This window comes from Pseudoalteromonas sp. A41-2 (genome assembly GCF_015767615.1).
GTDB classification, from domain to species: domain Bacteria; phylum Pseudomonadota; class Gammaproteobacteria; order Enterobacterales; family Alteromonadaceae; genus Pseudoalteromonas; species Pseudoalteromonas lipolytica.
The window spans coordinates 2530359-2542637 of record NZ_CP065231.1 but is presented as its reverse complement, the minus strand read 5'-3'; the positions used below and the strand labels follow the sequence as shown (position 1 = coordinate 2542637).

Genomic DNA, 12279 nt, shown 5'->3' with positions numbered 1-12279 from the left:
TATCTGGATTGATAGCAGTGCCTTTGCTATAATATCGCCCCGTCTTGATTCTATATTATTCCTTTTAATTCCTGATATTCTAGGGTTCGCATGAGTACAAAATTTATCTTCGTTACTGGCGGGGTTGTTTCTTCGTTGGGTAAAGGTATTGCAGCAGCGTCGTTAGCCGCAATTTTAGAAGCACGTGGTTTAAACGTGACTATTTTAAAGCTGGATCCTTACATCAACGTTGACCCAGGCACTATGAGCCCAATTCAGCACGGTGAAGTATATGTTACTGAAGACGGTGCAGAAACTGACCTTGATTTAGGTCACTATGAGCGTTTCATCCGTACTAAGATGAGTAGCCGCAACAACTTCACACAAGGCCGTGTTTATGAAGATGTTTTACGACGTGAGCGTCGCGGTGAATACCTTGGTGCAACAATTCAGGTTATTCCACATATCACAAACGACATTAAGCAACGTGTATACGACGGTGCCGAAGGTCGCGATGTAGCCATCGTTGAAATTGGTGGTACAGTGGGTGACATTGAGTCACAACCGTTCTTAGAAGCAATTCGTCAGCTTGGCACAGAAATCGGCCGTGAGCGCGCATTGTTTATTCACCTAACGCTAGTGCCATTCTTAGGCCCTGCAGGTGAAGTTAAAACGAAACCAACACAACATTCAGTAAAAGAATTACGTTCGATTGGTATCCAACCAGATATCTTAATTTGTCGTTCTGATCGTAAATTACCTAATAACGAGCGCGCGAAAATCGCACTTTTCACTAACGTGGAAGAAAAAGCCGTTATTTCATTACCAGACGTAGAAAGCATCTACAAGATCCCTGCGTTACTTAAGTCACAAGAACTTGATAACTTTGTGTGTCGTCGTTTTTACCTTGAGTGCCCAGAAGCAGATTTATCTGAGTGGGAGCAAGTATTATATCAAGAGTCTAACCCAACGGGTGAAGTGACAATTGGTATGGTAGGTAAGTACATTGAACTACCAGACGCTTACAAGTCAGTAAACGAAGCATTAAAGCATGCGGGTCTTAAAAACCGTTTAACAGTGAACATCGAATACGTTGATTCACAAGACTTAGAAAGCAAAGGCACTGAGATGCTTTCTCACCTTGACGCTATTTTAGTACCAGGTGGTTTTGGTGGTCGTGGTGTTGAAGGTAAGATTTTAGCGGCTAAATACGCACGTGAAAACAAAGTACCTTACCTAGGCATTTGTTTAGGTATGCAAGTGGCACTTATTGAGTATGCGCGTAACGTTGCAGGCCTTGCAGATGCAAACTCAACGGAATTCAATGCAAAATCAGCACACCCAGTGGTTGGCTTAATCACCGAGTGGCAAGATGCCGACGGTAACGTTGAAGTACGTGATGAGCAGTCTGACCTTGGTGGCACAATGCGTTTAGGCGCACAAAAATGTCACTTAACGCCAGGCTCTAAAGTAAGTGAAGTATACGGTAGTGACGAAATTGTTGAACGTCACCGTCATCGCTACGAAGTAAATAACCACTACGTAGAACAGCTTGAAAAAGCAGGTTTAAGTTTCACTGGTTTATCTGAAGATAAGAAACTAGTCGAAATTATCGAAAATAAAGATCACCCTTGGTTTATTGCCGCGCAATTCCACCCGGAATTCACGTCAACACCACGTGATGGTCATCCGCTATTTGAAGGGTTTGTTGCAGCTGCACACACTCACCAAAAAGCGTCATCGTAATTTAAATAGGCCGTGCTATATGCACGGCTTATTTGTTTTAAAAAGCCAACGAATTAACAAAGTTGGCATAAACTCACCATTTTCGGGAAAAGAGGAATCAAGATGTCAGAAATCGTAAAAGTGATTGGTCGCGAAATCATGGACTCGCGTGGTAACCCAACTGTTGAAGCTGATGTACATTTAGCTGATGGTTCATGGGGCCGTGCTGCAGCACCTTCTGGTGCATCAACAGGTACTCGCGAAGCGCTTGAATTACGTGATGGTGATAAAGCACGTTACTTAGGTAAAGGTGTTTTAAAAGCGGTAGGTTATATCAATAACGAAATCGCAGCGGCTCTTAAAGGCCAAAGCGCACTTGATCAACAAGCTGTTGACCAAGTAATGCTAGATTTAGACGGCACTGAAAATAAAGAAAAATTAGGTGCTAACGCAATCTTAGCGGTATCTTTAGCAACAGCGAAAGCAGCTGCAAACTCTAAAGGTGTTGAGCTTTATGAGCACATCGCTGACTTAAATGGTACGCCGGGCGTTTACTCTATGCCATTACCAATGATGAACATCATCAACGGTGGTGAGCACGCAGATAACTCTGTTGATATCCAAGAGTTCATGATCCAGCCAGTTGGCGCTGCAAACTTCCGTGAAGCACTGCGCATGGGCGCAGAAGTATTCCACAGTCTTGCAAAAGTACTTAAAGCAGACGGTCACTCTACATCAGTAGGTGATGAAGGTGGTTTTGCACCAAACCTTGAATCAAATGAAGCGGCACTTGCTGCAATTAAAGTGGCTGTTGCAAATGCAGGTTACGAGCTAGGTAAAGACATTACTTTAGCGCTAGACTGTGCTGCATCTGAGTTCTACGACAAAGAAGCAAACATCTACGACCTGAAAGGCGAAGGTAAAAAATTCACGTCAGAAGAATTTAACTATTTCCTTAAAGACCTAACAGAGCAGTACCCAATTGTTTCAATTGAAGACGGCCTAGATGAGTCTGATTGGGACGGTTTCGCACACCAAACAAAACTAATTGGCGATAAAGTTCAATTAGTAGGTGACGACCTTTTCGTAACAAACACGAAAATCTTAAAGCGTGGTATTGATAACGGTATTGCTAACTCAATCCTAATCAAGTTCAACCAAATCGGTTCATTAACTGAAACGCTTGCTGCGATTAAAATGGCAAAAGATGCTGGTTTCACTGCTGTTATCTCTCACCGTTCAGGTGAAACAGAAGATGCAACAATTGCAGATCTTGCTGTTGGTACAGCGGCTGGTCAAATTAAAACAGGTTCATTAAGCCGTTCTGACCGTGTTGCTAAATACAACCAACTTCTTCGTATTGAAGAAGCGTTAGGTGAAAAAGCACCTTTCAATGGTCTTAAAGAAGTGAAAGGTCAATAATAAACACACCGTTTATTTAGACTGATAAAACCTCCTGCGGGAGGTTTTTTTATGTGTGAAAAGTTATGCTTGAAAAAAGCAAAATAAAAAGCCGCGTGACTTTCATCACGCGGCTTTCTTATTAATACGCTTGGGTATTAAAAAGAGTAGCTGTAACCTACTTGAAGGGTACGTGGCTTACCAGGTTGAATACCTCCGTTTGCACGGTTTGCAACGTAGGTCTTGTCAAACAGGTTGTCGACCGTTAGGTATACTTTTTGTTTGTCGTCGATAAGGTATTTAGCGGCTAAATCCCACACTACACGGCTGTCAATTGCGTTACGACCTGAAGTTGATAAGTCAGCGTGTGCATCAGACACATAACGCATTTGCGTATCAAACACAAAGCTTGAGAACTCGGCACCAAACGAAAGCGCTAGCTGGTTTTCTGGCACATATGGCATAGCATCACCACTTTTAACGCTGCCCCAAAGATCTGATTCAAAGTCATTTTCAAACTCAGAGTTTGTGTAAGTATACGTTAAACGCACAGGGAATGAGGCTGTATCTGTTGCAAACACTTTACCGGCGCTCACTTCAAAACCAGACACCGACACTTCACCGTAGTTGTACTGGTCGCCAATATTATTGTCGTTACAGCCTACAGCAGCAGTACAGTTACCGTGCATGTTCGTGTAGTCAGAGTTAAAGTAAATCACTTCACCATTAAAGCCTGCATAGTCGTAACGACCCCCAAGCTCAATGTTAACACTCTCTTCTTCTTCTTGAACCGCATTACCTGGTGCTGCTGGCGCATACCCTTTTTGAATACCGGCAAGTAGCGTTAAGCTATCGCTAACAGTGTATGTTGCGCCCAGTGACGGCACTAAAATTTCAGTGTCGTTGCTGATATTTTTAGTTAAACCGTTTGCACGTGTTGGATCTGATTTTGCCCATTCTTCACGTTTAATCGTGATATCTTCATAACGCAGACCCGCGCTAATTACTAATGCGTCTAATGACCACTCATCTTGAATGAATAGCGTTGTTGCTTCAGCGCTATCTACACGGTTGCTATCTGAACCTGGTACGCCTTTTTCAGTTAGCGTCATTGAAAGGTCTTGATTAAGCGTGTATTTGTCTTGCCATTGGAAGCGATCCATTTCGTCTTCGTGGTAACGCGCACCCACTGTAATGTAGTGGTTACCCGCAGGAATATGGAACTCTGTTTGTAAACCTTTCGCTTGGTAGTCACGGTTATTTGCTTTAACAGCAACCCCTTCGATACCTTCGCTGGTTGGGTTTGCTTCAAATTCGCTGTACTGTTCAAGGTAGCTTGAGCTTACTTTGCTCGCTTTATACCAGTTACGGTGGAAGTCATTTAAGTAAGCAGTTGCAAGTAACTCGTAACCTTTACCAAAGCGATATGCATAGTTAACTTGGTATGCATTGTGTTGTGTGTTCATTTCATCATTTTGCGAGGCTGCATAACGACGATATGGGTTTTCTTGGTAGTCTGCATCGGTTAAGCCCATGTAAGTTTCATCAGAGCGCTCGTCTGAGTATTTAACTTTCATTTCAAGGCTGTGAGCTTCGTTATCACCAAAATCAAAACCAAACTTTAATAAGAAGTCGTTCTTTTCAAAACCAGAGTTATCGCTACCAACCGGTAATTCTTTAAAGCCATCTGCGCCGTAAGTGAATACTTCAACTAAGCCTGCTGCATTGTTTTTCTTTTTACCGAAGTATGCGTGGCCTTTGTAAAAACCATCGCTACCTAGTTCAGCGTTTAATAAACCTTTAGAACCTTCGGTCGGTAAGCTGCGTGATACTAAGTTTAAAACACCGCCCGTTGTACGTGGACCATATTTAACCGATGCAGCACCTTTAAGTACTTCGATAGACTCCATGCGGCCCATAGTAGGGAAGTAGTAAGCCGATGGTGCAGAGTAAGGAGCAGGAGCAACAAGAACGCCGTCTTCCATTACAGAGATTTTATCGTTACGGCCAGTACCTGTACCACGCATACCAATGTTAGGGCGTAGACCATAGCCATCTTCTTCTTGAACGTATACACCGGGTACCGCACTTAAAACACGTGAGATGTCGGTGTATTCAAACTTTTCAAGATCTTGCTCGCTGATGAAAGTAGCAGAACCCGGAATATCGTTAATAGCAGATGCAGAGCCAATGACAGTAATTTGCTCGAAGTTCTTTTCTTCTTTAGTTACATCTTTAGCAAAAGCATTAGCGCTAAGTGATAACGCTATGGCAGTAGAAAGAGTTGAAACAATAAACGTAGGTTTCATTGTGCGTCCTGTGTATGTTTAGATTTTTTTAACCGGCGCAATTTAAACATGTAAAGTAATACGAATCAATCCTATTTGTAATAAAATTGATATAAAGCATAAGTTCATGAATTAGAATGAAAATAATAAATACAGTAGTATTGTAGTATTATTTATGTGCGAGACCTCGTTAAGTAATACTTAACGATGTGCTAATTGGGTGAGTATGATGCAAAGGTAATATGTGTTGCTGCATAACACGCTAACCCCTTGCAGGTTATAAGTTTAAACCTGCACGGCGAAAACCGTGCCCACAAGTAGGGTATTGCAGGGGGGATTAGGTGTCGGCGTGCAATTTATTTTGCGAGAAACGACTCAATACGAAACATAGAAGGCGTTTTAATGCCGAAAAAAGACTTTAAAGGTGAAATAAAACAACACTCATCGAAATACTCAATCAATGAATTAATCGCCACTCGCTTACGTTAGACGCAGCGCAATAAACTCGGCAAGTTTATCAACCGCATTGCCCGGTTCATCAGCCCGCTTAATTAAACTAATCCCTATTTGGCCTAATTCAGGCAGATCCTTGGTGTGTAGTTGATAGTTTAGCTCATTCGGTACGGTGCTTTTTGCTAAAACAGTAATGCCTAACCCTTCTTTTAATGCCGCAGTAAGGCCTGTTAAATCGGCATTACTGTACGCAATACGGTATTTAATCCCTGCGTGCTGCAATGCATCAATCGCGCGGCGACGATAAATACAGCCCTCGGGAGCGGTAACAAGGGTAACTACATCGTTTTGTGCTAGGTTTAAATCGCCTACCCACACCAGTTGATCTTGCATAAAAATAGGGAACTTGGCCGACTCGAGTTCTTCGTTTAGAGCAAGCACCAGATCAAACTGATCTTGGCGCGATACCGACAATAAATGTTTACTTAAGCGCGAGCGAACCTCTAGCGATACATCAGGGTAGAGCGCCACAAAGTCGCCAATAATAGAAGGCAAGATACGCGCAGCAAATTCGCTGGGAATACCTAAGCGCACTTTACCGGTTACGTTTTCGCTGGTGAACTGCTGCAAAATGGCATCGTTTTGTTGCAACATTTGTTTTGCCAAAGGCAGCAATAACTCACCGTATTGATTGAGTACTTGGCGTTGCCCCTGCTTTTTAAATAGCTTGTGGCCAAGCATATCTTCAAGCCGTTTTATTTGCAGACTAACCGCCGGTTGCGACAGCCCTAATAGCTCGCCAGCTTTGGCAAAACCACCTACTTCAACAACCGCAACGAGGGTGCGTAAACTATCGGTAGAAATATTTTTCATTTAAAAATTCTATTTATAGGGCTGCATATATAAGTATTATTTATCAATTGATAAATAATTACAATTTGTTGTTGCAAGCACGGGGCAATATACTTCAAGCATTAAAGATTGATAGGTGTCATATATGACTTTTACGCCAATAATGTTTGCTCGTCACAGCCAAGCTAATACGCCAGCAAACAACGTGCTACAAGCAAATAGCGATACTGCCATTATGGATTTTAGTGGCACTGAAGCAATCCCATTTTTAACGACTATTTTAGGTCTTGATATTAATAAGCTAACCGCCAGCGGTTTAGGCTTACGCAGCTCATTAGACGATGACCTAACAAGCAGCTACGCTTATGCGTTGTATTACTTTAACGAAACCGCTTTTCGTTTTGTACTCGCCAAAGACGCCAGCGTGCAGCTACAGTCGCTAATAAACGAGCAACAACTGCGTTACGATATTGATTATGTTATGCGTAACGACTTAAGCGCGTTAACCTTAAGTGGTGAGCAAGCGTTTGATGCCTTGGTAGATAACTTTAAGCTAACACCAGGCCTGCGTTTATCTGACATGCGCAGCTGTTATGGTGCACAAAGCGGTGAGGTATTTATTACCGCGATTGATAACCAAGATCAGCAGCAGTTTCAACTGGTAGCGCGCCAAGCAGAGCTTGATAAATGGCAAGCGCACTTACAGCAGCTCGGGTTTGATTTAACCTTAGCGGATGTTGCTTAAAGTATAAATTTTAAAAACAGCTACACACTTGGGTGTTTAGCTGTTTTTTGTAGTTACAAATCGCAATTTGGGTGTGACAACTGTGCAACTAATGTATAATCGCCGCCCATGTTATTCCCCCTCATTAAATTGAGGCCACGCCCACTCAGTGGGTTAATTTAAAAGTGAAGGAATATTATGACTTCTAAAACAGTTTTACATGCTAAGCACCTTGAAGCTGGCGCAAAAATGGTTGATTTTCACGGCTGGGAAATGCCAATCAACTACGGCTCACAAATCGAAGAGCATAATGCGGTTCGCACAGATGCAGGTATGTTTGACGTATCGCACATGACAATTGTTGATGTGCAAGGCGAACAAGCACAAGCGTTCTTACGTAAGCTAGTAGCAAACGACGTTGCTAAGTTAACGGTACCGGGTAAAGCACTTTACACAGGTATGCTTAACGAAGAAGGCGGCGTAATCGACGACCTTATCATCTACTTTTTCTCAGAAACTGACTATCGTTTAGTTGTTAACTCAGCAACCCGTGAAAAAGATTTAGCGCATTTAGCTAAAGTTTCGGCTGATTTCGCCGTAACGGTTACTGAGCGTCCTGAATTTGCAATGATTGCCGTTCAAGGCCCTAATGCACGTGCTAAAACGGCCACTGTACTTACTGCAGAGCAACAAGCTGCTGTTGAAGGTATGAAGCCGTTTTTTGGTGTGCAAGCTGGTGATTTATTTATTGCAACAACAGGCTATACTGGCGAAGATGGTTATGAGATCGTAGTACCTAATGATCAAGCTGCTGATTTGTGGCAACAACTTCTAGATGCAGGCGTAGCGCCAGCGGGTCTAGGAGCACGTGACACACTTCGTCTAGAAGCAGGTATGAACCTTTACGGCCTAGATATGGACGAAAGCGTATCACCACTTGCTGCTAACATGGCGTGGACGATTGCGTGGGAGCCAGAAGATCGTAAGTTTATCGGTCGTGAAGTATTAGAACAGCAACGCGCTGACAAAAGCACAGACAAACTAGTTGGTTTAGTGCTTGAAGAAAAAGGCGTATTGCGTAGCGGTTTAAAAGTCATCGTTGAAGGTGGTGAAGGGGTGATTACCTCTGGTACATTCTCACCAACACTTGGTCACAGTGTCGCTCTTGCACGCGTTCCGCGTTCAACTGGCGAAACAGCTCAAGTAGAGATGCGTAAAAAACTGGTTAACGTTAAGGTTGTTAAACCTTGCTTTGTACGTAACGGTAAATCAGTTATCTAAGTAATATAAAAAATTTGGTGTTATCACCCAATATAAACCAAAGGAACAAAAAAATGAGCAATATCCCAAGCGAATTAAAATATGCTACTTCACACGAGTGGGTTCGCGACGAAGGTGACGGTACGTTTACTGTAGGTATCACTGAGCACGCACAAGAACTTCTTGGCGACATGGTATTCGTAGAATTACCAGAAGTTGGTGATGAAGTTGACGCGGGTGAAGACTGCGCAGTAGCAGAGTCTGTTAAAGCAGCATCTGACATCTACGCACCAATCAGCGGTGAAATCGTTGCAATCAACGAAGATCTTGAAGATTCGCCTGAAACAGTAAATAACGACCCGTACATCGACGGTTGGTTATTCCGTATCAAAGCATCTGACACATCAGAGCTTGATAACCTGTTAGACGCTGAAGGCTACGCTAACACGATCGACGAAGACTAATTAATTAGTCACGCCGACTAAAAGCCCCGTCTAGATCCCCAGCTAATTAAATGCGTAGCTTGGGTTTCACAGGGGCTTTTATGATTTTATAGCTTACCTTTCCATACGCTGTAAGTTATTGAATCACCCTGTTTTTAAGTTATTGCCAGTTACCCATTGGCAGTAACCACTTTTTTTTGGATCATAGGAATCTGGACAAATGTCAAACGCCAAATCTCTTGAACAATTAGAGCAGAAGCAAGATTTTATTCGCCGTCACATTGGGCCAAGCCCAGCGCAAGTAAGCGACATGCTGAGCGCTCTTGGAGTATCGAGTGTTGAAGAGCTGATCGGTCAAACGGTACCTGCAAGCATTCGCTTAGAGCAAGGTTTATCAATTGGTGAAAGCCGCACTGAAGTTGAAACACTAAGCTACTTAAAATCTGTAGCAAGCAAAAATAAAGTGTTCAAATCTTACATTGGTCAAGGCTACCACCCAACTCACGTACCTCACGTAATTTTACGTAACGTACTAGAGAACCCAGGCTGGTACACGGCGTATACACCATACCAACCAGAGATTGCACAAGGTCGTTTAGAATCATTATTAAACTTCCAGACTATGACCCTAGACCTAACTGGTCTTGACCTTGCAAGCGCATCGTTACTTGACGAATCTACAGCTGCGGCTGAAGCAATGGGCCTTGCAAAGCGTGTTGCTAAATCAAAATCAAATGCATTCTTCATCGCTGATGACGTACACACACAAACAATCGACGTTGTTGCGACACGTGCAGAGCAGTTCGGTTTTGACGTTATCGTAGGTAAAGCGGCAGAAGCGCTAGACCACGACATTTTTGGTGCGTTATTCCAATACCCATCAACAACGGGTGAAATTACAGACGTAACCGATTTAATCGCTGGTGTTCAAAGCAAAAAAGCAATTGCCTGTGTTGCCGCAGACATCATGAGCTTATTACTACTTAAAGCACCGGGTAAACTTGGCGCAGACGTAGTACTTGGTTCAGCACAGCGTTTTGGTGTACCTATGGGTTACGGTGGTCCACACGCTGCATTCTTTGCAACACGCGACAAGTACAAGCGTTCATTACCGGGTCGTATTATCGGTGTATCTAAAGACCGTTTAGGTAACGACGCACTACGTATGGCAATGCAAACACGTGAACAACACATTCGTCGTGAAAAAGCCAACTCAAACATTTGTACAGCGCAAGTATTACTCGCGAACATGGCTGCGTTCTACGCGGTTTACCATGGTCCAGAAGGCCTTAAAACAATCGCTCAGCGTATTCACCGTTTTGCTGATATTTTAGCGACTGGCTTAAAAGCGAAAGGCGTAAACCTTAAGCACGACACATGGTTCGACACCATTACCGTTGTTGCAGACAACAAAGACGACGTTGTTGCACGCGCAGTAGCAAATGGCGTTAACTTTGCGTCAAACCGTGCGGGTGAATACTCAATTTCTGTATCAGAAACAACAACGCGTGCAGACGTAGCAGAGCTATTCGACATCATTTTAGGTGACGACCACGGCCTAAGCGTTGACGCACTTGCGAACGAAATCGAAGTAAACGGCAGCAACTCAATTCCTGCAAGCCTTGTACGCGATGACGAAATTCTAACGCACCCTAACTTCAACTCGTACCACAGCGAGACTGAAATGTTGCGTTATATCAAGCGTCTAGAAAACAAAGATTTAGCGCTTAACCACTCAATGATCTCATTAGGTTCATGTACCATGAAACTTAATGCGACAGCAGAGATGATCCCAATCACTTGGCCTGAGTTTGCAAACCTACACCCATTCTGCCCACTTGATCAGGCAGCGGGTTACCAAATCATGATGACTGAGTTACATGATTGGTTAGTAAACATCACAGGTTACGATGCCGTTTCACTGCAACCTAACTCAGGTGCACAAGGTGAATACGCAGGCTTAATCGCTATTCGTAAATACCACGAGTCACGCGGTGAAGGTCACCGTAACGTATGTTTGATCCCAAGTTCAGCGCACGGTACAAACCCAGCGTCTGCACAAATGGCAAGCATGAAAATCGTGGTTGTTGACTGTGATAAAAACGGTAACGTTGATATGGCAGACCTTAAAGCGAAAGCCGAAGAGGTATCTGAAAACCTATCGTGTATCATGATCACATACCCATCTACACACGGCGTTTACGAAGAAACAATTCGTGAAATCTGTGACATCGTGCATCAGCACGGCGGTCAAGTGTACATGGACGGCGCAAACATGAACGCGCAAGTAGGTGTTACAAGCCCAGGTTCAATCGGTTCTGACGTATCGCACCTTAACCTACACAAAACATTCTGTATTCCACACGGTGGTGGTGGTCCAGGTGTTGGCCCAATCGGTGTTAAATCTCACCTAGCGCCATTTATGCCTAACCACAGCGTAATTAACGTTGCTGGCACAAACATTGGTAACGGCGCGGTTTCTGCAGCACCTTACGGCTCAGCAGCAATTTTACCAATCTCGTGGGCATACATTGCCATGATGGGCTCTGAAGGCTTAAAACAAGCAACAGAAATGGCTATCGTGAACGCTAACTACTTATCTGAGAAGCTAAGCGAGCACTACCCAATTTTATACCGTGGCCGTAACAACCGCGTTGCGCACGAGTGTATTGTTGACTTACGCCCACTTAAAGAGCAAACAGGCGTGACAGAAATGGACGTAGCTAAACGTCTTCAAGACTACGGCTTCCATTCACCAACTATGTCATTCCCAGTAGCTGGCACACTGATGATTGAGCCAACTGAGTCTGAGTCTAAAGTTGAAATTGACCGTTTCATCGAAGCCATGGTGTCAATCAAGTCAGAAATCGACCGTATCGCATCTGGCGAATGGTCAATTGAAAACAACCCGCTAGTGTTTGCACCGCACACACAAGCAGACGTACTAGGCAATGAGTGGGACCGTGCATACGACCGTTTCTACGCAGCATTCCCAGTACCAAGCGTAGCAAAAGACAAATTCTGGCCTACAGTAACGCGTATCGATGACGTATACGGCGACCGTAACCTAGTTTGTTCATGCCCAGCGGTTGAGACATACCGTGACTAAGGTTTGATTAAATTCAAATGCCAAAAAGCCGTTGCAGCAATGCAA

The 12279-nt window shown here is 43.6% G+C and carries 8 protein-coding genes; 6 read left to right on the top strand and 2 right to left on the bottom strand.

The window, feature by feature from the left end; genetic code table 11:
- Positions 1-90 precede the first annotated feature (90 nt).
- Together IT970_RS11475 and eno are read left to right on the top strand one after the other, a co-directional pair.
- Positions 91-1725: a CTP synthase gene (locus IT970_RS11475; protein WP_036966637.1), complete on the top strand. Its 1635-nt coding sequence runs from the start codon at positions 91-93 to the stop codon at positions 1723-1725.
- A gap of 102 nt (positions 1726-1827) precedes the next feature.
- Entirely contained in the window at positions 1828-3126 is a 1299-nt protein-coding gene (gene eno / locus IT970_RS11470; protein WP_036966640.1) for a phosphopyruvate hydratase, read from the top strand.
- A gap of 137 nt (positions 3127-3263) precedes the next feature.
- On the opposite strand, the gene IT970_RS11465 is transcribed toward eno, so the two are convergent.
- Positions 3264-5414 carry a TonB-dependent receptor family protein gene (locus IT970_RS11465; protein WP_118844557.1) on the bottom strand — a complete coding sequence of 717 codons (2151 nt, stop codon included), beginning with the start codon at positions 5412-5414 and terminating at the stop codon, positions 3264-3266.
- A 459-nt stretch (positions 5415-5873) separates the two neighbouring features.
- On the bottom strand, positions 5874-6719 hold the full coding sequence (locus IT970_RS11460) for a LysR family transcriptional regulator (protein WP_065978637.1): 846 nt from the start codon (positions 6717-6719) through the stop codon (positions 5874-5876).
- Positions 6720-6843: 124 nt separating this feature from the next.
- Here IT970_RS11460 and IT970_RS11455 point away from each other — a divergent pair, with 124 nt between their 5' ends.
- The 4 genes from IT970_RS11455 to gcvP all read left to right on the top strand — a co-directional run bounded on the left by IT970_RS11455 (position 6844) and on the right by gcvP (position 12234).
- Complete coding sequence (locus IT970_RS11455) at positions 6844-7443, top strand: hypothetical protein (protein ID WP_036966649.1); 600 nt, start codon at positions 6844-6846, stop codon at positions 7441-7443.
- 177 nt (positions 7444-7620) lie between these two features.
- Positions 7621-8703, top strand: coding sequence for a glycine cleavage system aminomethyltransferase GcvT (gene gcvT, locus IT970_RS11450; RefSeq protein ID WP_036966652.1), 1083 nt, complete (start codon positions 7621-7623; stop codon positions 8701-8703).
- Positions 8704-8756: 53 nt separating this feature from the next.
- A complete protein-coding gene (gcvH, locus tag IT970_RS11445) occupies positions 8757-9146 on the top strand; it encodes a glycine cleavage system protein GcvH (RefSeq protein ID WP_036966655.1) in 390 nt (129 codons plus the stop codon).
- A gap of 199 nt (positions 9147-9345) precedes the next feature.
- Positions 9346-12234, top strand: a complete 2889-nt coding sequence (gene gcvP / locus IT970_RS11440) for an aminomethyl-transferring glycine dehydrogenase (RefSeq protein WP_036966657.1) — start codon at positions 9346-9348, stop codon at positions 12232-12234.
- Positions 12235-12279 lie beyond the last annotated feature (45 nt).